A 20,179-nucleotide genomic window follows, 5' to 3' on the forward strand; every position below is an offset into this window, starting at 1 on the left:
ACTAGGCGTCTTATTGGCTATCGTCTAATCGCTAATGCCGATATGCCGATAGATGACGTCGATCAGCACGTCAGCGAGGGATTTCTGCTACCAGTGCAAAACAGGCTTCTGCCAGCGCCGAGCGCGGCGCACTGCGGCGCATGATCAGGCCCAGCCGGGCCAATGTCCGTGCGTCGGCAATCGGGTGCAGACGCAGGTGCTCGGTGAGCGTTTCCAGACCGCCATCCAGCGGCATGATTGCGCAGCAGAAGCCGCCATGTACCGCCTGAAGCAACTGATGAACGGCATCGGTCTGGATCAGCGGGTGAGGTTGCAGGTTGCGGCTGTGGAAGTTGTGGTCGATCGATTGCCGAAAATGCATGCCGCTGGTCAGCATGCCCAGTGGCAGCTCGACAAGATCCGCCCAGCTCAGCGGATCTTCACCGAATGAAAAATGCCGACGGTCATACAGCAGGCCCATGTGCGTGTCGTCCAGGGTCAGCGAGTCGAAACGTTCACTGTCCAGTCGCTCCAGATAGGAGACGCCCAGATCGATACGATTGCTTGCCAGTTGCTCCAGCACCTGTTCGGAGCTGAGTGAAGATAATTCAAAACGCAGGTTGGGATGCAGCTGATGCAATCGGTGCAACAAAGGCAGCGGATCGAAACTCGATAATGGCACCACGCCCAGGCGCAGCGTACCGACAAGATGCCCTCGACAGGCAGCGGCTTCGGCCTGCAAGCCATCGTAAGCGGCCAGCACCGTGCGCGCCCATGCCAGCACCCGTTCGCCAGGCGCTGTGAAACCTTCAAAACGCTGGCCCCGGTTGACCAGTGGCAAGCCAAGCTCTTCTTCCAGATTGCGCAGGCGCATCGACAAGGTCGGCTGGGTGATATTGCAGTGCGCAGCCGCTTGGCCGAAGTGCCTTGTTTCGTCGAGGGCGATCAGAAATTTAAGTTGCTTGATGTCCATGTTCCCTCCGGTGGGCAGTCCAGGCCGTCGATTCTACTCGCTCAGGCTGAGGGTTGGTCGAGCAACCTGGTTCGCAAGCCTGCAGCCCGCGAGTTGCGAGGGCTGCAGCTGTCGGCGTCATAACCCTTTGATCAGCTCCCGATAATCTTCCACGGCGGCAAATTCCTCAGTGTCTTTCGGCCCTTTTTGGCTATTGGGCTGGCTGACGGCCAGCAACTGCGCAACGCCGAATTGGCGGGCGCTGCGCAGGACCGGCAGGGTGTCGTCGATGAACAGGCTGCGTGCCGGATCAAAGTCGGTCTCAGCCTGCAGGGCATCCCAGAATTGCTGGTTTTCTTTGGGAAAGCCGTAATCATGAGAGCTGATCATGCGTTCGAAATAGGGCGCCAGTTCGATGCGCTCCATCTTCAATGACAACGAATCACGATGTGCGTTGGTGATCATGATCACCCGCTTGCCGGCTTGCTTGATGGCCGCCAGAAAAGTCTCGGCATCCGGGCGAAGCGCAATCATGTGCGCAATTTCCCGTTTCAGGTCACGAACCGACAGCTTCAGTTCAGTACTCCAGAAATCCAGACAGTACCAGTTGAGCGTGCCGGCGTTATTCTCGAACAGCGGCTTCAGCTCGAGCCACGCCATGGCGAAACTGATACCGTGAAGTTCGGCGTAACGTTGTGGCAAATGCTGCATCCAGAAGTGTTCATCGTAATGCAGGTCGAGCAACGTACCGTCCATATCCAACAGGACGGTATCGATTTCGCTCCAGGGCATGGAAAGCATTCTGGCCTCGTCAGGGGTTGATATCGGTTAAGCATATCCGACACAGACATCGGGAAAAGCTCGGTATAGTACCTCGTTCATGTAAAGGAGCCTGTCATGCGTCAGAAACCTACCGTACTCGCCCGCGCAATCGTCGCCAGCAGTCGTCTGTTCCGCGTTGAAGAGCTGCAATTGCGCTTTGCCAATGGCGTCGAGCGGACTTACGAGCGTCTGGCCAGCAGGGGCACAGGCCCTGGCGCGGTGATGATCGTGGCAATGCTCGATGCCGACCACGCCGTATTGATCGAAGAGTATTGCGGCGGCACGGATGAATACGAGCTGTCCTTGCCCAAGGGTTTGATCGAGCCTGGCGAAGATGTGCTGGCGGCTGCCAACCGCGAGCTCAAGGAAGAAGCCGGGTTTGGTGCCCGACAACTGGAGCTGCTCACCGAACTGTCGTTGTCGCCTGGTTACATGAGCCAGAAGATTCAGGTGGTGCTGGCTACCGAGCTTTATGAAGAGCGGCTGGAGGGCGACGAGCCTGAGCCGATCCGGGTTGACCGGATCAACCTGCGGGAGCTGTCGAGCCTGGCGCAGAACGCGCAGTTCAGCGAAGGTCGGGCACTGGCCGCGTTGTACCTCACCCGCGACCTGTTGACCCAGCGTGGACTGTTCCAGCCATGACCGATTCGTTGCAAAAGCTGCCCCATCCATTGCTTGCTCCCGTAATAGAACTGGCTCGACTGGCGGGCGAGGTGATCCTGCCGTTCTGGCGTGCCAACGTCACCGTGACCACCAAAGCGGATGACTCACCGGTGACGGCCGCCGATATGGCCGCGCATCAGGTGCTGGTCGAGGGCTTGCAGGCGCTTGATCCGAGCATTCATGTGCTCTCCGAAGAGGACGCCGATATCCCACTCGGCGAACGGGCGAACTGGGAGCGCTGGTGGCTGGTCGATCCGCTGGACGGCACCAAGGAATTCATCTCCGGCAGTGAAGAGTTCACCGTCAATATCGCACTGATCGAGCGTGGCCAGGTGGTATTCGGTGTGGTCTCGATGCCCACCAACAACCGCTGTTATTTCGGTGGCGCCGGGCTCGGTGCATGGCGCAGCGATGACATCGATCACTGCGAGCCGATTGCCATGCGCAACCAGTCTGGTGACGGACAGACCTTTACTGTGGTCGCCAGCCGCCGCCATTCCAGCCCTGAGCAGGAGCACTTGCTGGCCGGTCTGGCCAGCGGGCTTGGACCTTTGCAACTGACCAATATCGGCAGCTCGTTGAAATTCTGCCTGCTGGCTGAAGGCGCTGCCGATTGCTACCCCAGGCTGGCCCCGACTTCGCAATGGGACACCGCTGCGGCGCAAGGCGTGCTTGAGGGTGCCGGAGGCGCCGTGCTGCAGCTGGACGGCAAGCCGTTCAGCTACCCGCCCCGCGAATCGCTGCTCAACCCGTTCTTCCTGGCGCTACCCGCCAACGCCGCATGGCGCGACAAGCTGCTGGTGCTGGCGCAGTCCTGAAGCCGGCGCGCTCTTGTGTGAGCGAGCCGAGCGACGCTTGGCTATCGTGCCAATGCGGAGCGTGGGGACGACTTTGATAAGCTCCCGCACACATCACCTGTGCAACACAAACTGTCCCACAAAACGCACCGCCTGTTCTTCGCTGTCCTGCTCTGTAATGCAGGTGTGCAGCGTCAGGCGAGCGCGGCCTCGGCGTTGGTAGGTGGCGATGAATCTGTCCCACTGCGCAGCGTCTGGCGCGTCGCAACGGGCGATGGCGTCGTTGCGTACCGGCAATGGGTAGCTGATTTGCCCATCCTGAATCACGATGTGCCCGTCGCCGATTCCCGCCTCGCGCAACCGCAGGTGCAGCCAGCCCCAGCCAGCCAGCACTGCACCGCAATACAGGCTGCCGCCGAACAGCGTGCTCTTGTGATTGACGTTGGGGGCCAGCGGCAGGTGCAGGCGTAGCGTGTGATGCTGCCAGTCAATCACCTGCATGCCCATTTCGCGGGTCAGCGGAATGTCGTGGTGCAGGACCTTTTCCAGCTCGCGGGCTGCACTTTCTTCAGGCTCAATCTGCGTCATCGGCGCCTCCGCTGTTATCGCCAAAATTCAGGCCGTGTTTGCGCAGTTTGTCGTGCAGGGTCTTGCGTGGCACACCCAGCGCTTCCGCCAGGCTGCGCACCGAGCTGTGTGGGCGGGCCAGTTCGGCGGCAATCAGGGCCCGCTCGAAGCTCTCTACCTGATCACTCAGGCCACCGCTAGGCGGGGGCGCCTGATCGGCATCACCGCCTTCCAGCTCCAGTTCCAGCCCAAGCGCGAAGCGTTCGGCGGCGTTCTGCAGCTCGCGGACATTACCCGGCCAGTTGTGGCGCAGCAGCAATGCTCTCTGCCCCGGCTTGAGCTCCTGCTTGAGAATGCCGTGGCGCATGCTGGCCGCGTCGGCGTAATGCTCGAACAGCAGCAGTGCGTCTTCGCCACGTTCGCGCAGCGGTGGTATCCGCAACGAGGCCACGTTCAGCCGATAATACAAGTCGGCCCGGAAACGGCCCTGATCGGCCGCCTGGCGCAGGTCTTCCTTGGTGGCGGCGATGATGCGGATGTCCAGCGGGATCTGTTGATTGCTGCCCATCCGTTCCACCACGCGCTCTTGCAACAGACGCAGCAGCTTGACCTGCACATCCAGGCTCATGCTTTCGATTTCATCGAGGAACAGCGTACCGCCGTTGGCAAACTCGAACTTGCCGATGCGTCGCTTTTGCGCGCCGGTAAATGCGCCGGGTTCGTGACCGAACAGCTCGCTTTCGACCACCGATTCAGCCAGCGCCCCAGCATTGATCGCCACGAACGGGCCGCTGCGGCGATTGGAAAGGTCGTGCAGGGCGCGGGCGACCACCTCTTTGCCGGCGCCTGTTTCACCAAGAATCAACACGTCGGCACGCGTCCCGGCCAGTGCGCCTATCTGCTCGCGCAAGCGCAGGATCGGCGGTGACTGGCCAATCAGGCGCGTGCTCAATTGCTGACGGTCGCTCAGGGCCAGACGCAGGCTGCGGTTGTCCAGCACTAGCCGACGCAGCGCCAGAGCGCGGCGCACGCTGTCGAGCATCGCATCACTGGCGAAGGGTTTTTCCAGAAAATCGTAAGCCCCGGCGCGCATGGCTTTGACCGCCAGAGGTACGTCGCCATGACCGGTGATGAGTAACACTGGCAGGTCAGGGTCCTGCTGGTGGAGCTGGTCGAGTAGTTCCAGGCCATCCATGCCCTGCATGCGGATGTCGCTGACCACCACGCCTGGCCAGTCACGCTCGATGCGCTCGGCAAGGCCCGAAGCCTGGGGCAGCGACAGAACATTCAGACCGGCCAGGTCCAGCGTCTGGCGCAGGGCCTGACGCAGGTGCGAGTCGTCGTCGATCAGCACCACCTGGATCTGGCTGTCGATGGCTGTGTCGGAACTCATGCGGAAAGGTCCTCTGGCGGTTGAAGGTTAGCCCCGGAAGCGCCGGCACACAGGCGCAGGGTAAGCACCGCGCCCCCGCTGGGATGGTTGGCGAACAACAGCTCTCCGCCCAGCGCGCGCATCAGCGTATCGCAAATTGCCAGCCCCAGCCCAAGGCCCTGAGTGCGGGTCTTGGTGGTAAAGAATGGCTCGCGCGCGCGCGCCAGCGCTTCCTCGGAAAAGCCGGGGCCGTTATCACGAATGTACAGATTGACGCCCTGAGCGGTTTGCTCGGCACTTATCCACAGCCTGCGCGGCGGGCCTTTTTCGGTAAGTGCGTCCAGCGCGTTGGCCAGCAGGTTGCCCAGCACTTGTCGCAAGCGGGTTTCGCCAGCCTGCACCCAAAGTGTCGCGTCGGGCAGGTCGCGGATCAGCTCGACTTCCATGGCACGCCGACGTTTGGCCAGCAATGCGAGTGCATCATCCAGCGCCGGTTGCAGCGCAACACTTTCAGGTGCGTGGCGGTCGCGTCGGGCGAAGGCGCGCAGGTGAGCGATGATCGAGGCCATGCGCCCGGTCAGCTCGCTGATCAGCTTGAGGTTGCCGCGTGCCTCTTCAGTGCGCTGGTGATCAAGCAGCACTTCAGCGTTTTCCGCGTAGCTGCGGATGGCGGCCAAGGGCTGATTCAGTTCGTGACTGATGCTCGCCGACATGGTGCCCAGTGCCGTGAGCTTGCTGGTCTGGACCAGTTCGTCCTGAGCCTGCACCAGTTCCTGCTGCGCCTGTTCGCGCTCCAGCACTTCCTGACGCAAGCGGCTGTTGAGGCCTTCAAGGTCGCTGGTGCGCTCGATCACACGCATTTCCAGTTCGCGTCGCGCCTTGGCCTCGAAAGCGATGCGATCCAGGTAATGACGCCGACGCTGCATCATCAAGCCCAGCAACAGCATCAACACCAGAAGCGCAGCACCGCCAATCGCTACCACTGTGCGCACCTGTCGGTCGAGCAGCGCACGCGGGGCTAGAATATTCACGTTCCAGCCGGTCTCGTCGATGGCCTGGGTCTGGGTCAGCCAGGCGTTTTCATCAATCCTCAAAGGGCGCGGATCGCGGGTCGGGTAGGACTGGATCGACACGATGGCCTTTTTCTCGTCATCGGTCAGGTCGCGGGTTGCCCGAAAGCGCCACTCGGGGTTGGACGTCAGGATCACCACGCCGCTCTGATCGGTCAGCAGCAGTTGCTCAGGCGTCTTGCCCCACAGGGTTTCGGTGTGGTCCAGATCGACCTTGACCACCAGCACGCCGATGACTCGCTCGCCATCGCTTACCGGCCCCGCGAAGAAGTAGCCTCGCTTGGCCGACGTGGTCCCCAGGCCGAAGAAACGACCGGTTCTGCCTGCCAGTGCGTCAATGAAATATGGGCGGAACGAGAAGTTGCGACCAATGAAACTGTCTTTGTGCTCTGAGTTGGAGGCGGCCAGGGTCAGGCCGTTGGCGTCCATCAGGTACATCACGTCGGCGCCGGTCTGACGGGTAATGTCGCTCAGCAGATGGTTGGCTTTTTCCAGCGTGGCGGCATCTTTCGGATCCGCCAGTGCGCCGCGCAAGGCAGGCAGGTTGCCGAGAATCTGAGGCAGAGTTTCGTAGCGGTGCAAGGTGCCGAGCAGGTTGGCGACATAAAGGTCGAGGGTCTGGCGGTTCTGATTGGCCAGTACATTGCGGTAATAGCGCTCGGCCAGATGCTCCAGCGGCCACAGCAACGGCGCCAGGCAGATCGCCAGAAGGGCAAGGCTGCGCCAGCGAGGGCGGGGTGGCAGAGCAGGGGTCATGGTCATCGATTGGGCGTCGCCGAGTGGTTGACGATGCCTGCGGGCAACATGGCCGCGACAGGCAACAGAAACACCCGGTCGATCCTGACATGGGCATCAGGCGCGTATTATGCCCGCCACCGACTTGTCAGGCACCCCGACAATTGGCCGGGCTGCCTTATGGCACAGGTTCAGGGGAACAGGTCGGCTTCTTTCAGGCTTTTGCCTTGCTGATCCTTGGCCGACAGGCTGGGTTGGCCGTCGAACTGCCAGTCGATGGCCAGGTCCGGGTCGTTCCAGGCAATGCAACGCTCGGCCGAAGGCGTGTAGTAATCGGTGGTCTTGTAGAGGAACTCGGCCTGCTCGCTGAGTACCACGAAGCCATGCGCGAAACCTTCCGGAACCCAAAGCTGGCGGGCGTTTTCGGCGGACAGCTCGACGGCGACCCATTGGCCGAAGTTCGGCGATCTGCGGCGAATGTCCACTGCAACGTCCAGCACTTTGCCAGCGGTGACTCGCACCAGTTTGCCCTGCGCGTTTTCGATCTGGTAATGCAGGCCGCGCAGCACGCCTTGCTGCGAGCGCGAGTGGTTGTCCTGCACGAACTGCCGGGTCAGGCCGGTGGCTTCCTGAAAAGCCTTGGCGTTGAAGCTTTCATAGAAGAAGCCTCGTTCATCACCGAATACTCTGGGTTCCAGAATCACGACTTCCGGCAATTTTGTTGCGACTACGTTCACGTGGCTTCCCCTGCGATGTTCAATAAATGGTGGCGGCTCGACAATCTGCACTGCGGTGCGCCTGTCGAGAAGAGTAAGGCTCAGGCAATCAAGTCTCTGGGTTCAGTGAAACCCAGGCGCTCGCCCTGATAACTGCCGTCCTGAACCCGGCGGCACCAGTCCAGATTGTCCAGATACCACTGCACGGTCTTGCGTAGCCCGGACTCGAAGGTTTCTTCGGGTGTCCAGCCCAGTTCGTTGTCGATCTTGCTGGCATCGATTGCGTAACGCTGATCGTGGCCCGGCCGGTCGGTCACGTAGGTGATCAGGTCGCTGTACTGTTGCACACCGTCCGGATGCTGCGGCGCGAGTTCATCCAGCAGGGTGCAGATGCCACGCACGACGTCGATGTTCTTCTGCTCGTTGTGACCGCCGATGTTGTACGTCTCACCGACCTTACCTTCGGTCACGACCTTGAGCAGCGCCCGCGCGTGATCCTCGACATACAGCCAGTCCCGCACTTGCAGACCATTGCCGTACACCGGCAGCGGTTTGCCCGCCAAGGCATTGAGAATGACCAGCGGGATCAGCTTTTCGGGGAAGTGAAACGGCCCGTAGTTGTTTGAGCAGTTGGTCACCACCACCGGCAGGCCGTACGTGCGATGCCAGGCACGAACCAGATGATCGGACGCGGCCTTGCTCGCCGAATAGGGCGAGCTGGGCGCATAAGGCGTGGTTTCGGTGAACAGATCATCGACACCGTGCAGGTCGCCGTACACCTCGTCGGTGGAGATATGGTGAAAGCGGAACGCCTGACGCTCGGCTTCCGGCAGCTTCAGCCAGTAGGCACGCGTGGCCTCCAGCAGGCTGTAAGTGCCGACGATGTTGGTCTGTACGAACTCGGCAGGGCCATTGATGGAGCGGTCTACGTGCGACTCGGCCGCCAGGTGCATAATTGCCTGGGGCGCAAACCGCTCAAGCACCGCGCTGACTCTGGACTGATCACAGATATCCGCTTGCACGAACTCATAGCGCGTGTCGGTGGCAATGGGCTGTAACGATTCGAGATTGCCTGCGTAGGTCAATTTGTCGAAGTTAAGCACGTCATGTGCGGTGTTGTTTATCAGGTGACGGATCAGTGCAGAGCCGATGAAACCTGCGCCCCCGGTAACCAGAATTCGCATGAACTGACCTTCTTGTGTGTTTTGAAGTAATGCAGCATAGCGTCTCACCGCCTGATACAGGACCTGGTCATCACACTTGAGTCGGGAATCGGGCAAAACGGCGCTCATCTCTTCGGGGTGCGGCGGCCGTTCGAAGGGGATGTGCGCCGATGCCCTATAGTGGGCTGGCTACCCTTGCACCTACAGCCCTTCAATACTCACAGGTTCTTACAGACATTGAGGTCATGATGCCGCTCGCCACGCTTATCCGCCGTTCCAGCCTGCCTTGCCCTGAGGTCAGTCTTGATCAGGCGCTTCAATTGCTCGAACGTCATTACGCTTTGAGCGGGACCTTGAAGGCGCTGGGCAGCCAGCAGGATCGCAACTTTCTGCTCGAAACAGGCACGCGCCGCTACGTGCTGAAAATTTGTCACGGCGCCTATTCTCCGGCAGAGCTGAACGCTCAGCATGCAGCGCTGGAGCATTTGGCCAGCCACCGTGTAGTCAGCGTACCGGGGGTGATCCGCACCAGTGACGGCCAGTCGTTGTTGTCTATCGAGATCGACGGCAAGGCGGTGCATGCCCGCCTGCTGGAGTTCATCGACGGTCAGTCCCTGGGCCACGTCGGTCATTTGAGCCACGAGGTGGTGACGGCGTTAGGCGAGCTGTGCGCCCACGTAGACCTGTCGCTGGCTGATTTCGAGCATCCCGGCCTGGAGCGCATTCTGCAATGGGACCCGCGCCACGCCCATGCGCTGATCAAGCACCTGCTGCCGGTGATCAAGGATGCCGACGCCCGCGCCTGTGTGGCCGAGGCGGGGGATCAGGCCCATCGCTGTCTTCTGCCATTGATCCCGGCCCTGCCGATACAGGCCGTGCACCTGGACATCACTGAGCACAATGTCGTCTGGCAGCGCAATAGCCATCGTCAATGGCAAATGCAGGGGCTGATTGATTTCGGGGATCTTGTCAGGACCTGGCGGGTGGCCGACCTGTCGGTGACCTGCGCCGCCCTGCTGCACCATGCCGAGGGCGATCCGCTGTACATCCTGCCGGCAATCCGCGCCTACCATGCGCTTAACCCGCTGAAGGCCGAGGAGTTGCAGGCGCTCTGGCCGTTGATTGTCGCGCGTTCTGCGGTGCTGGTGCTCAGCAGCGAGCAACAGGCCAGTGTCGAGCCAGGCAATGCGTACATTCAGGCCAACCTTGCGGGCGAATGGAACATCTTCGACGTCGCTACTTCTGTGCCGATGGCGCTGATGGAAGCGGCGATTCTGCAGGCAGTGGGCATGGATTTCCCCGCTGTCGATCAGCCAGTTTATCAGCCGCTGCTGCCCGCTCTGCAGGGGCTCAGGCCGACAGTGGTCGACTTGGGCGTGCTCAGTGAACACTTCGTCGCAGGCAACTGGGAGCAGAGCGGTATCGATGAATACCTGCTCTCGCAAGCGGCGGGTGACGATGGCCTGGCTGCCAGTCGTTTCGGCGAATACCGGCTGTCGCGCACCCTGCCTGACTGCGCGAAAGAGCCCGAGACTTTCGCCCTGCATGTCGAACTGCACGTGCCCGCCGACACCGCGCTGCATGCGCCATTCGATGCGACGTTGCGTCTGACCGCCGACGCTGCGTTGTTACTGATCGGGGATGGAATCAATCTGAAACTGTGGGGCGTGCTGCCAGCTGCGGCGCTGCCTGAGCGGGTTGAGGCTGGCGCATTGCTTGGGCGCGGCGCTGGCTCGCTGCTGGTGCAACTGTGTAGCGCCGCAGACCTTAACCCGCCGCTGTTCACCACGCCTTCCCGGGCGGCAGCCTGGCGCAGCTTCTGTCTATCGCCCTCGGCCTTGCTCGGTTTCGACTGCGACGCACCAGCGCTTCAGGACCCGACCGCATTGCTGGCGCGCCGTGACGCCAGCTTCGCCCGGTCGCAAAAACACTACTATCAGGCACCGCCCCAGATCGAGCGCGGCTGGCGCAATCACCTGATCGACATGCAGGGCCGCTCGTATCTGGACATGCTCAATAACGTCGCCGTCCTCGGCCACGGTCACCCGCGTATGGCGCATGAAGCCGCTCGACAGTGGTCGCTGCTCAACACCAACTCGCGTTTTCACTACGCGGCAATCGCCGAGTTTTCCGAGCGCCTGCTCAAGCTGGCCCCTAATGGCATGGATCGCGTATTTCTGGTCAACAGCGGCACCGAGGCCAATGACCTGGCGATCAGGCTGGCCTGGGCCTACAGTGGCGGGCGCGACATCCTCAGTGTGCTGGAGGCGTATCACGGCTGGTCGGTGGCGACCGATGCCATTTCAACGTCGATCGCCGACAACCCGCAGGCGCTCAGTACGCGACCGGACTGGGTGCATCCGGTGACTGCACCCAACACCTACCGCGGGCCGTTTCGCGGCGCGGACAGCGCGCCCGAGTACGTGCGCAGCGTCGATCAGGCGCTGACCACGCTGGCTGAGCAGCAACGGCAGGTGGCAGGCTTTATCTGCGAGCCGGTTTATGGCAACGCAGGCGGGATCTCCTTGCCACCAGGTTATCTGCAGCAGGTGTATCAAAAGGTTCGCGCTGCGGGTGGCGTATGCATTGCCGATGAAGTGCAGGTGGGGTATGGCCGCCTGGGTCATTATTTCTGGGGTTTCGAAGAGCAGGGCGTGGTGCCGGACATCATCAGCATGGCCAAAGGCATGGGCAACGGTCACCCGCTGGGGGCAGTCATCACCCGCCGTGAGGTTGCCGAGGCGCTGGAGGCCGAAGGGTATTTCTTTTCGTCGTCCGGCGGCAGCCCGGTCAGTTGCCGGATCGGCATGGCGGTGCTGGACGTCATGGAAGAAGAACAACTCTGGGACAACGCGCGGGAGGTAGGCGACCACTTCAAGGTGCGTTTGCAGGCGCTTGCCGACCAGCACCCGCTGGTAGGCGCAGTGCATGGCATGGGCTTTTATCTGGGCGTGGAACTGGTCCGCGACCGCCAAACTCTGGAGCCCGCTACAGAAGAAACCACACAGCTCTGCGAACGCCTGCGCGAACTGGGCATCTTCATGCAGCCGACTGGCGACTACCTGAACATCCTGAAAATCAAACCCCCGATGTGCACCACCCGCCAGAGCGTGGATTTTTTTGTCGATAACGTGTCGAAAGTGCTGCACGAGCTCGAATAGAGGACGCAGAGCGTCCAGAACGGCATGCCAACGTGGAGCATGGGCACGATAGAGCTCGCCGGACGCTATCGTTCCGCACGCTCCAGCGTGGGAATGCCTTGGGTTAGGCTCCGCGTCACACCCGGCCCAAGGAAATGAGCGTAGTCATGAGTTATAAGCAGATTAATATCGGCAAAATGTAAAAATATATCTAAGATATTCCATTTTTCCGCTTTTAATGCCGATTTGTATCCGTTATAAAGGCGTTCATAATCGTCATTGCTCGTCTGCTATGGTGTTAAGTCCTTTGCAACCGCCCCTAGAGATATTTTCATGAGCCGTATTGTTTCTGTCGCTGCTACCCAGATGGCCTGCTCCTGGGACCTGGAAGCCAACATCGAGACCGCTGAAAAGCTGGTGCGCGAAGCTGCCGCCAAGGGCGCCCAGATCATCCTGATTCAAGAGCTGTTCGAGACCCCGTACTTCTGCCAGAAGCCGAACCCGGACTACCTGCAGTTGGCGACTACTCTTGAGTCCAACGTCGCGATCAAGCATTTCCAGAAGATCGCCAAAGAACTGCAAGTCGTGCTGCCGATCAGCTTTTTCGAACTGGCGGGGCGTGCGCGTTTCAACAGCATTGCGATCATCGACGCAGACGGCACCAACTTGGGCATCTACCGCAAGAGCCACATTCCGGACGGCCCTGGGTATCACGAAAAGTACTACTTCAACCCAGGCGACACCGGCTTCAAGGTCTGGCAGACCCGCTACGCGAAAATCGGCGTCGGCATCTGCTGGGACCAGTGGTTCCCGGAGTGCGCGCGCAGCATGGCGTTGCAGGGTGCGGAAATCCTTTTCTACCCGACCGCCATCGGCAGCGAGCCGCATGACAAGACCATCAGCTCCCGCGACCACTGGCAGCGTGTGCAACAGGGCCATGCCGGCGCGAACCTGATGCCGCTGATCGCCAGCAACCGCATCGGCAACGAAGAGCAGGACGGCTACGACATCACCTTCTATGGCTCGTCGTTCATCGCCAACCAGTTCGGCGAGAAAGTCGCCGAGCTCAATGAAGCCGAAGAAGGCGTCTTGGTCCACAGTTTCGATCTGGACGAACTGGAGCACATCCGCAGCGCTTGGGGCACCTTCCGTGATCGTCGTCCGAACCTGTACGGCGCGGTCAAGACCCTCGACGGTTCGCTGGAGTCCTGATCGCCATGACCACGCTCAACAGCACGCCACGCGCCGATGGTTTCCACATGCCGGCCGAATGGGCGCCGCAAACCCAGGTATGGATGGTCTGGCCTGAGCGCCCGGACAACTGGCGCTTGGGCGGCAAGCCCGCCCAGGCTGCACACGTTGCCGTCGCCAAGGCCATCGCCCGCTTCGAGCCGGTGACGGTCGCGGTGTCTGCAGGGCAGTACGACAATGCCCGTGCGCGTCTGGACATGCCGAACATTCGTGTTGTGGAAATGAGCAGCAACGACGCCTGGGTGCGCGACAGCGGTCCGACTTTCGTCATCAATGACCGCGGCGAAGTGCGTGGCGTGAATTGGGAATTTAATGCCTGGGGCGGTTTCGACGGCGGGCTTTACGCGCCGTGGAATCTCGACTCGCAACTGGGCAGCAAAGTGCTGGAAATCGAGCGCTGCCCACGTTACGCCACCGAAGGCTTCGTGCTGGAAGGCGGTTCGATTCACGTCGATGGTGAAGGCACGCTGATCACCACCGAAGAATGCCTGCTCAATCGCAACCGCAATCCTCACCTGACTCGTGGACAGATCGAAGCGGTGCTGAGCGATTACTTGGCTGTGGATAAGACCATCTGGCTGCCCGATGGCCTGTTCAACGACGAAACCGATGGGCATGTGGATAACTTCTGCTGCTATATCCGTCCGGGTGAGGTGTTACTGGCCTGGACCGATGATCCCGAAGACCCCAACTACTCACGTTGTCACGCAGCGATGAGTATTTTTGAAAACACTCAGGATGCTCAGGGGCGTTCGTTTATCGTTCATAAAATGCCGATTCCCGGTCCACTGTTCGCTACAGAAGAAGAGTGTGCTGGCGTTGATCAGGTGCATGGTAGTCAGGAGCGCAACCCATCGGTACGTCTGGCCGGGTCTTACGTGAACTTTCTGATCGTCAACGGCGGCATCATCGCGCCGAGTTTCGATGACCCTATGGATAAGAAGGCCCGTGACATCCTGCAAACGCTGTTTCCAGAGCATGAAATAGTCATGGTGCCGGGCCGGGAATTGCTGCTCGGTGGCGGCAATATTCACTGCCTGACGCAGCAGCAGCCTGCTCCTCGTCACGGGTAATACTTCGTAACTAGTTGTATCTGGCACTAACCAACTGGTCCCGATATTGCTCTACTAAGCCCATCATCTGATGGGCTTTTTTGTAGTGGTCTAATGATTCCGGACACTCATTTAGGCGAGAATATCGCCAGATATAGAGGTGTCTGATGACCAAGCAACGCCGTACCTTCTCCGCTGAATTCAAACGTGAGGCCGCAGGCCTCGTGCTCGATCAAGGTTATAGCCATGTCGAAGCTTCTCGCTCGCTTGGAGTGGTCGAGTCTGCGCTGCGTCGCTGGGTTAGCCAGCTCCAGCAGGAGCGCAATGGCGTGACGCCTCAGAGCAAAGCCCTGACGCCCGAGCAGCAGAAAATTCAGGAGCTGGAAGCGCGCATCGCTCGTCTTGAGCGGGAGAAATCCATTTTAAAAAAGGCTACCGCGCTCTTGATGTCGGAAGAACACGAGCGCTTGCGCTGATCGATCAGCTAGGTGCCCATGAGCCGATCGAATTGCTGTGCGAGATGTTCGAGACACCTCGCTCGTGCTACTACGACCATTGCCAGCGGCGTCGGGCTCCAGACACCGAGCGGGTTCGTTTACTCAGTCGAGTCAATGAGCTGTTCGGGCAAAGTCGAAGCGCTGCTGGCAGCCGCAGTATCGTTTCGGTATTGCAGGAAGATGGCGAGCAAATTGGCCGGTTCAAGGTACGTGGCCTGATGCGGGAACTGGGATTAATCAGCAAGCAACCTGGCTCTCATGCTTATAAAAAAGCAACAGTGGAGAGGCCTGACATTCCGAACATTTTGAATCGGCAGTTCGATGTACCCGCGCCCAATCAGGTTTGGTGTGGCGACATCACCTACATCTGGGCGCAAGGAAAATGGCATTACCTGGCGGTGGTTATGGATCTTTATGCGCGTCGGGTGGTGGGCTGGGCGTTTTCAAACAAACCGGACACGGACTTGGTCATCAAGGCGCTGGACATGGCTTATGAGCAACGCGGCAAGCCTCAGGGCCTGCTGTTTCACTCAGATCAGGGCTCCCAATATGGGAGCCGACAGTTTCGCCAGCGGCTTTGGCGATACCGCATGCGCCAGAGCATGAGTCGCCGAGGTAATTGCTACGACAACTCGCCGATGGAGCGTGTATTCCGCAGCTTGAAAACCGAGTGGATACCCGCCGTGGGCTACATGACGGCCCAAGAGGCACAGCGGGATATCAGTCATTATCTGATGCATCGCTACAACTGGGTTCGGCCACACCAGTTCAATAATGGACTGGCACCCGCTCAGTACGAGAAAAAACTTAACGTCGTGTCCGGGATCAGTTGACCACTACACTAGCCTGTTTTTTGTCATTGTAAACTCAGTGACGACATTGATTAGGCGTATAGCCAGCATCGCTCCGGGCCCACTCTAGACCTATCCTAAACCTACTCAAGTCTTGAATAAACGCTGATACTCATATCGACGTAATGCATTGCGCTTCGGCCACTGCTCAGGAAGCCAGTGATCAGCTTAAGGTGTAGGGGCGAAGCATCATGCTACCGTCATCTATTCGCTTTATAAGGCGTCGGCATCGCTTAAGCCATCAATCGCGCATGTCGGGGAACTGCCTACTGCCAGGTTTGAAGCGCCAGATCTGCAGCGTGGGTCAAAGCTACGGCCGCGACCGACAGGCCGCTGGCTATGTTGTAATTAAACATCTTCGAGGTCATACGCTCGTGTGACCGCCGGAAATGCGCAGGTAAACGCCTCGATTTGTCGGGAAGTTTGCTTGTCTGGAATACTGGTTTTCGGTTTATGAGGATGAAGGAGGTGGCTGTGAGCGCGGACGAGATTGAGATACGCCGTTTTGTGCCGAGCGATGAGTCAGGTGTATTGGCGCTGATTCTGCCCATTCAGCGCGAGGAATTCGACATAGCCATCACTGCCGAGGATCAGCCTGACCTGAAGGCGATTTCGGTGTTTTATCAGACCGGTGCCGGCGACTTCTGGGTTGCCGTACAAGGTGAGCGCGTGATCGGAAGCATTGCGCTCAAAGACATCGGTTCAGGCCACGCTGCGCTACGAAAGATGTTTGTTGCGGCGCCGTTTCGCGGGCGTGAGTTTTCGGTTGGGGCAAGGTTGCTGGATTGCTTGATCAAGCAATCCACTCTCAGGGGCGTTACTGACATATTCCTGGGCACGACCGACAAATTCCTTGCTGCGCATCGGTTCTATGAAAAGCACGGTTTCAGAGAAATCGTCAAAGAAGCGCTTCCCGCGAGCTTTCCGTTGATCGCCGTTGACAGCAAGTTCTACCTGCTGGAACTCAGCGCAGAGTAGTCGCCTGGCCGCACAGGCGTTGGATCGGCTTAAGCCCACATCCGTGTACTGCTGGCAGCATAAGACGCAGGCGAAACCGCGTGCCCCTTCACGTTTAGGTTTGCTGTATGCCTGACTGGTTTTTAAGTGCGCTGAAAATACCCATGGCCGAGCTGTCACCCGAGGTGATGGTGGCGGCATAGTTGGCAGGGTATTGCGCTTTTTCTATGGGTGGCAGTTGGTCGTAGTGTGCGAGAAGCATGACCAGTGTTTGAGTGCTTTCGCCGGTTTCGTTGTATTCATCGGTGTAGCGCTTACAGATAGCTGCTTTCCATGTTTGCTCTTGAATGTGGTTCTCAAATGAGGCTGCACTTCTTTCGTTCACTGTAAAATCGCCAGATTCGTCGTACATAATCAGCCTCAGTTGATCCTGAGGCAAACCGGCAAAAGGGTTCGCCCCAGAACCATTATTGAATTTTGTAGCCTGTCTGGCCCTTTCGAGCAGCGCTGGATCGTCCGTGTCGGGTACTTCCGCATCGTGCAGCGCCCTGTGGGCGTAATAATGTGTACCCGCGATGTTATCGTTAATGGATTTTGCCAGCGCATTCAGTTCTTTGACGTTCAGGTTGGCGTCGCGAGCCAAGGCACGCACCGCGCTACTGTTCAACTGACTGGATAATGTTGAAAGTGTTGCTCTGTCAGCGGAGCGTTCAGAAGGTAGTTCAGTGGGTGCTAATGTGCGAACAAGAGGGGAGGCTGTTTTCGCGCTAGTTGTTATGACAGTACTGGGGGTGAGATTTGTGATGTAAGAGATGTCGAACATGCTGCGTCCTCGCGTCAGTGGCCGATCCATGGCTTAATATTCTGTCTCTGTATCGGCACTGCCAGGGTTCGCTTTAGGTTTCTTCGAGAAAAGGCGTACGCGTCGACATGCAACGCGCACGCCTTTATACTATTTCATGGTGAACTCGGCAGTCCATGCATAAGTGGAGAGGCTGGTTACTCTGGAGGTCGCAGTACAAATTGCACCTCCTTCTGGCGTTGCGGTCCGGTTCCATTTCGGCAGCTTGACCCCGCCCGCACCCTGAGCCTTTATGAAGGTGGTCGAGAATGCACAGGCTTTGGAACCCATGACGTAACGAACACTGGCGTAGTTGGTATCTGGTGAGATCTTGCTTTGTATGGAGTACGTATCTAAACCACCTGGGCGAACGTTAGATTCAATCGGTGATCTGGCGTTTTGCTTGGCTGACATCTCATTGCGGGTGACAGGTTTATATTCCGCCACCTCTGTCCCCAGATTTTTGAACACTACCGTTACCGGCGGTCCCGCATGCGCCGCAACGATGCTGAATAGTGTTGCAAGAGCAATGGCTGAGCGTAAAAAAATTTTGTTTTCCATGAGTGGTAGTTCCTGAGTTTATTACCGAATTTGTTGTTTGGGTAATGCGTGTCCGGGGCAATAAAGGTCAGCGTGAATTCACGGCCGACGGTTTTCGTTCAGGCAAGCATGGTGATGTGCCTGTACGTAAAGTGGGTGCGTCAGTCACATTAATTACTGTTGATTAGATAATAGATAGAGGAAATCTGCGCCGAAGATAAGCGCTGTTCCGCTGGGTGGGGCAGAAGAAAAATCTAAATTTCCGCAGCCCGTGAAGATATTTAACACAGTAGGCAGGTGAGTAAAGTAGGACGTTTCTGATTGTTTGTTAATCAGTTAATAAACATTATTGCGCTTGTCTTTTAGTGCAGTGTTGGATTAACTGCGCTGGCGGGAGTTATATACCTATGTAGAAAATGCGCCCTACAGAGCTGAAGGGCGCAACAAACTCGTTTCACGTCACCGCATAGAACTTGCGCACATACCCCGTGCTGGTCCACTTGCAGGGTGCGCCTTGGGCGACGAATACTGTGTCGCCTGTGTTCACCGTCAGGCTTGGGCCGTTTTCCAGACTCAGCTCGACGCTGCCTTCTATCAGGTTCATCAGTTCGTGGATCTTGTGCGGACGCGAGATGCGTTCGTAGGGGGTGGAATCCCACACACCGATGCGCAGGGTGCTTGCGGTGTCCTCGAACAAATTGTTGCTGCGGCACTGCGGCAGCGGGCTGATCATGATCGCCGGGTCTGGCGGCGAGGAGGGCGTGAGCATGGCGAGGCGGTCGAGCGGGACGATGCCGGGTTTGTCTGGCCCGCTGGTCTTAGTCGACGTGCAGAACGCCCAGAGGCTGTCCGGTTGTGCTTCGATTTGCACGTGAGTGCCGCGACCGATCACCGCGCTTTCACCGGTGCTGATGGTGATGCGGTGGGTGCCGGAGCTCAGCGTTGCGGACCCGCGATGCATCACGAGCATTTCGGTGTAGGGATAGGCCTCTACTGTTAGTGATGTGCCGAAGTGAACCACACCGGCAGCGATGCCCTGATCATCGATGAACGCCGTGCGACGGCCATTATCGAACGGGTCATGCGCGTCGAGGGGGCCGGCGGTGAATTCGGTGTCTACCGGGCTGAGGTCGGCACGGGCAAGCAGCAATACAGTTGGGTGGGGCATTGACTTGGTTCCTGAGTTTGACGAGTCGATGATCGTTCCCACGCTCTGGCGTGGTAATCCATTTCGTGACCTCTGCGTCACATGTTCAAGCCCGGACGCAGCGCGTCCGGAGCTGCTTGCCAGCGCGGAGCATTGGCAAGACAGTGTTCTTGAGCTGGCTCCTAACCGATTGCCTGAGTAATCAGCGCAAACTGGCGCACGCCCTGGCTAGATTGCGGCACTGCGCCCATGCTCATGCAGGTCACGCTGTCGACGCGTTTGAGGCCCGCCTCTTCCAGCCAGTCGTCCAGGCCACACTCGGCCGGGATATCGATGCGAACGAAGGCGTAGGGCACTTTGGTCAGCAATTGCCCGATCATGTGCCGGGCCTGATCGACTGTCTGGGCAACCACCGGACCAATGCACAGGCCACGGCCGAATGGGCGGAGTAAAGCGAAGGCCTGCAGTTGGCCGTCACGTTCGATACCGACGGCATGTTCGATGTCGTTCAGCAAATCGCCCAGCGTGACTGAGCGATCCATGCCCGAACCGGCGTTTGCCAGTTCCAGCACGCGAGGATGGTCAGCTTCGCTGAGGGCGCGACAGTCTTCCCCGGCGTTCAACCCGTTCGGTGTCGGTTGTTGCGCCTGACCCTGGCGCTGGTGAACCTCGCCAAAGCTGACGAACCCCATTTTTTCGTACAGTGGCGCGCCTGCCAGCGTCGCGTTGAGCACGGCGGTACGCGGTGGAACGCTGCCTACCGCCATCTCCATCAACTTGCGACCAATGCCCTTGCCCTGATAGTCACCGCTGACGATAACCAGCCCGATGGTCGAGAATTTACCCTGATGGCAGGCGAACGCACTGCCGATCAAACGGCCGTTATGTAACGCGACGAAGCCCTGCGCGACACGTTGCAGCATGGCCCAGTCTTCAAGTCGATGCGGCCACTTCAAGGCGATGGACAATTCATGAGCGTTGCCGACGTCGGCTGCGGTCATGGGGCGGTATTCAAAGTCGAGGCGTTGCTGAGCGAGCATGACGTGTCTCCGTCCAGAAGAATGCAC

Annotated in this window: 18 protein-coding genes; 7 read left to right on the forward strand and 11 right to left on the reverse strand. The window is 59.0% G+C overall.

The window, feature by feature from the left end:
* Positions 1–70 precede the first annotated feature (70 nt).
* Positions 71–952 carry a LysR family transcriptional regulator gene (locus I9H09_RS01145; protein WP_122346842.1) on the reverse strand — a complete coding sequence of 294 codons (882 nt, stop codon included), beginning with the start codon at positions 950–952 and terminating at the stop codon, positions 71–73.
* 117 nt (positions 953–1,069) lie between these two features.
* Complete coding sequence (yrfG, locus tag I9H09_RS01150; protein WP_024670242.1) at positions 1,070–1,732, reverse strand: GMP/IMP nucleotidase; 663 nt, start codon at positions 1,730–1,732, stop codon at positions 1,070–1,072.
* A gap of 96 nt (positions 1,733–1,828) precedes the next feature.
* On the opposite strand from yrfG, the gene nudE reads away from it, so the two are divergent.
* Together nudE and cysQ are read left to right on the forward strand one after the other, a co-directional pair.
* Complete coding sequence (gene nudE, locus I9H09_RS01155) at positions 1,829–2,395, forward strand: ADP compounds hydrolase NudE (RefSeq protein ID WP_005895991.1); 567 nt, start codon at positions 1,829–1,831, stop codon at positions 2,393–2,395.
* On the forward strand, positions 2,392–3,234 hold the full coding sequence (gene cysQ / locus I9H09_RS01160; protein ID WP_236502461.1) for a 3'(2'),5'-bisphosphate nucleotidase CysQ: 843 nt from the start codon (positions 2,392–2,394) through the stop codon (positions 3,232–3,234). The genes nudE and cysQ overlap by 4 nt, the downstream gene beginning before the upstream one ends.
* A 93-nt stretch (positions 3,235–3,327) precedes the next feature.
* Here the strand turns inward: cysQ and I9H09_RS01165 are convergent, their stop codons facing one another.
* The 5 genes from I9H09_RS01165 to rfbB all read right to left on the reverse strand — a co-directional run bounded on the left by I9H09_RS01165 (position 3,328) and on the right by rfbB (position 8,857).
* Entirely contained in the window at positions 3,328–3,801 is a 474-nt protein-coding gene (locus I9H09_RS01165; protein ID WP_005895995.1) for a YiiD C-terminal domain-containing protein, read from the reverse strand.
* Positions 3,788–5,173, reverse strand: a complete 1,386-nt coding sequence (locus I9H09_RS01170; protein WP_122324189.1) for a sigma-54-dependent transcriptional regulator — start codon at positions 5,171–5,173, stop codon at positions 3,788–3,790. Before I9H09_RS01170 ends, I9H09_RS01165 begins: the two co-directional genes overlap by 14 nt.
* Positions 5,170–6,978 carry a sensor histidine kinase gene (locus I9H09_RS01175; RefSeq protein ID WP_032619206.1) on the reverse strand — a complete coding sequence of 603 codons (1,809 nt, stop codon included), beginning with the start codon at positions 6,976–6,978 and terminating at the stop codon, positions 5,170–5,172. The genes I9H09_RS01170 and I9H09_RS01175 overlap by 4 nt, the downstream gene beginning before the upstream one ends.
* Before the next feature lie 170 nt (positions 6,979–7,148).
* The gene (gene rfbC, locus I9H09_RS01180) at positions 7,149–7,694 is read right to left on the reverse strand and encodes a dTDP-4-dehydrorhamnose 3,5-epimerase (protein WP_122346858.1); all 546 of its coding nucleotides are present in this window, start codon (positions 7,692–7,694) and stop codon (positions 7,149–7,151) included.
* Positions 7,695–7,774: 80 nt separating this feature from the next.
* Positions 7,775–8,857 (reverse strand): dTDP-glucose 4,6-dehydratase, encoded by a 1,083-nt coding sequence (gene rfbB / locus I9H09_RS01185; RefSeq protein WP_122346857.1) that lies wholly within the window; start codon positions 8,855–8,857, stop codon positions 7,775–7,777.
* A gap of 227 nt (positions 8,858–9,084) precedes the next feature.
* Here rfbB and I9H09_RS01190 point away from each other — a divergent pair, with 227 nt between their 5' ends.
* The 5 genes from I9H09_RS01190 (at position 9,085) to I9H09_RS01210 (ending at position 16,605) form a co-directional block, all read left to right on the forward strand.
* The gene (locus I9H09_RS01190) at positions 9,085–11,997 is read left to right on the forward strand and encodes an aminotransferase (protein WP_122346840.1); all 2,913 of its coding nucleotides are present in this window, start codon (positions 9,085–9,087) and stop codon (positions 11,995–11,997) included.
* 312 nt (positions 11,998–12,309) lie between these two features.
* Positions 12,310–13,188: an N-carbamoylputrescine amidase gene (gene aguB, locus I9H09_RS01195; RefSeq protein ID WP_005896010.1), complete on the forward strand. Its 879-nt coding sequence runs from the start codon at positions 12,310–12,312 to the stop codon at positions 13,186–13,188.
* 5 nt (positions 13,189–13,193) lie between these two features.
* On the forward strand, positions 13,194–14,300 hold the full coding sequence (aguA, locus tag I9H09_RS01200) for an agmatine deiminase (RefSeq protein ID WP_122312215.1): 1,107 nt from the start codon (positions 13,194–13,196) through the stop codon (positions 14,298–14,300).
* Positions 14,301–14,446: 146 nt separating this feature from the next.
* Positions 14,447–15,609, forward strand: a protein-coding gene (locus I9H09_RS01205; RefSeq protein WP_122346372.1) for an IS3 family transposase whose coding sequence is annotated in 2 segments (ribosomal slippage) — positions 14,447–14,702 and positions 14,702–15,609 — 1,164 coding nt in all. Because the reading frame shifts where the segments join, the coding sequence is not laid out codon by codon here.
* A 477-nt stretch (positions 15,610–16,086) separates the two neighbouring features.
* Positions 16,087–16,605, forward strand: a complete 519-nt coding sequence (locus tag I9H09_RS01210) for a GNAT family N-acetyltransferase (RefSeq protein ID WP_268949025.1) — start codon at positions 16,087–16,089, stop codon at positions 16,603–16,605.
* A gap of 94 nt (positions 16,606–16,699) precedes the next feature.
* On the opposite strand, the gene I9H09_RS01215 is transcribed toward I9H09_RS01210, so the two are convergent.
* The 4 genes from I9H09_RS01215 to I9H09_RS01230 all read right to left on the reverse strand — a co-directional run bounded on the left by I9H09_RS01215 (position 16,700) and on the right by I9H09_RS01230 (position 20,152).
* Positions 16,700–17,407 carry a hypothetical protein gene (locus tag I9H09_RS01215; protein ID WP_054997198.1) on the reverse strand — a complete coding sequence of 236 codons (708 nt, stop codon included), beginning with the start codon at positions 17,405–17,407 and terminating at the stop codon, positions 16,700–16,702.
* A gap of 129 nt (positions 17,408–17,536) precedes the next feature.
* On the reverse strand, positions 17,537–17,986 hold the full coding sequence (locus I9H09_RS01220) for a hypothetical protein (RefSeq protein ID WP_054997199.1): 450 nt from the start codon (positions 17,984–17,986) through the stop codon (positions 17,537–17,539).
* 433 nt (positions 17,987–18,419) lie between these two features.
* Positions 18,420–19,133 (reverse strand): cupin domain-containing protein, encoded by a 714-nt coding sequence (locus I9H09_RS01225; protein ID WP_054997200.1) that lies wholly within the window; start codon positions 19,131–19,133, stop codon positions 18,420–18,422.
* 161 nt (positions 19,134–19,294) lie between these two features.
* Positions 19,295–20,152, reverse strand: a complete 858-nt coding sequence (locus I9H09_RS01230; protein WP_054997201.1) for a GNAT family N-acetyltransferase — start codon at positions 20,150–20,152, stop codon at positions 19,295–19,297.
* Positions 20,153–20,179: the final 27 nt, after the last annotated feature.

The sequence above is a fragment of the Pseudomonas tremae genome (assembly GCF_023278125.1).
Classification (GTDB): Bacteria; Pseudomonadota; Gammaproteobacteria; order Pseudomonadales; family Pseudomonadaceae; genus Aquipseudomonas; species Aquipseudomonas tremae.

What these genes read in the sequence shown, in the direction of transcription:
- I9H09_RS01145 (WP_122346842.1), bottom strand. Translation starts at nt 952, where the DNA reads ATGGACATCAAGCAACTTAAATTTCTGATCGCCCTCGACGAAACAAGG.
- yrfG (WP_024670242.1), bottom strand. Translation starts at nt 1,732, where the DNA reads ATGCTTTCCATGCCCTGGAGCGAAATCGATACCGTCCTGTTGGATATG.
- nudE (WP_005895991.1), top strand. Translation starts at nt 1,829, where the DNA reads ATGCGTCAGAAACCTACCGTACTCGCCCGCGCAATCGTCGCCAGCAGT.
- cysQ (WP_236502461.1), top strand. Translation starts at nt 2,392, where the DNA reads ATGACCGATTCGTTGCAAAAGCTGCCCCATCCATTGCTTGCTCCCGTA.
- I9H09_RS01165 (WP_005895995.1), bottom strand. Translation starts at nt 3,801, where the DNA reads ATGACGCAGATTGAGCCTGAAGAAAGTGCAGCCCGCGAGCTGGAAAAG.
- I9H09_RS01170 (WP_122324189.1), bottom strand. Translation starts at nt 5,173, where the DNA reads ATGAGTTCCGACACAGCCATCGACAGCCAGATCCAGGTGGTGCTGATC.
- I9H09_RS01175 (WP_032619206.1), bottom strand. Translation starts at nt 6,978, where the DNA reads ATGACCCCTGCTCTGCCACCCCGCCCTCGCTGGCGCAGCCTTGCCCTT.
- rfbB (WP_122346857.1), bottom strand. Translation starts at nt 8,857, where the DNA reads ATGCGAATTCTGGTTACCGGGGGCGCAGGTTTCATCGGCTCTGCACTG.
- I9H09_RS01190 (WP_122346840.1), top strand. Translation starts at nt 9,085, where the DNA reads ATGCCGCTCGCCACGCTTATCCGCCGTTCCAGCCTGCCTTGCCCTGAG.
- aguB (WP_005896010.1), top strand. Translation starts at nt 12,310, where the DNA reads ATGAGCCGTATTGTTTCTGTCGCTGCTACCCAGATGGCCTGCTCCTGG.
- aguA (WP_122312215.1), top strand. Translation starts at nt 13,194, where the DNA reads ATGACCACGCTCAACAGCACGCCACGCGCCGATGGTTTCCACATGCCG.
- I9H09_RS01210 (WP_268949025.1), top strand. Translation starts at nt 16,087, where the DNA reads ATGAAGGAGGTGGCTGTGAGCGCGGACGAGATTGAGATACGCCGTTTT.
- I9H09_RS01215 (WP_054997198.1), bottom strand. Translation starts at nt 17,407, where the DNA reads ATGTTCGACATCTCTTACATCACAAATCTCACCCCCAGTACTGTCATA.
- I9H09_RS01220 (WP_054997199.1), bottom strand. Translation starts at nt 17,986, where the DNA reads ATGGAAAACAAAATTTTTTTACGCTCAGCCATTGCTCTTGCAACACTA.
- I9H09_RS01225 (WP_054997200.1), bottom strand. Translation starts at nt 19,133, where the DNA reads ATGCCCCACCCAACTGTATTGCTGCTTGCCCGTGCCGACCTCAGCCCG.
- I9H09_RS01230 (WP_054997201.1), bottom strand. Translation starts at nt 20,152, where the DNA reads ATGCTCGCTCAGCAACGCCTCGACTTTGAATACCGCCCCATGACCGCA.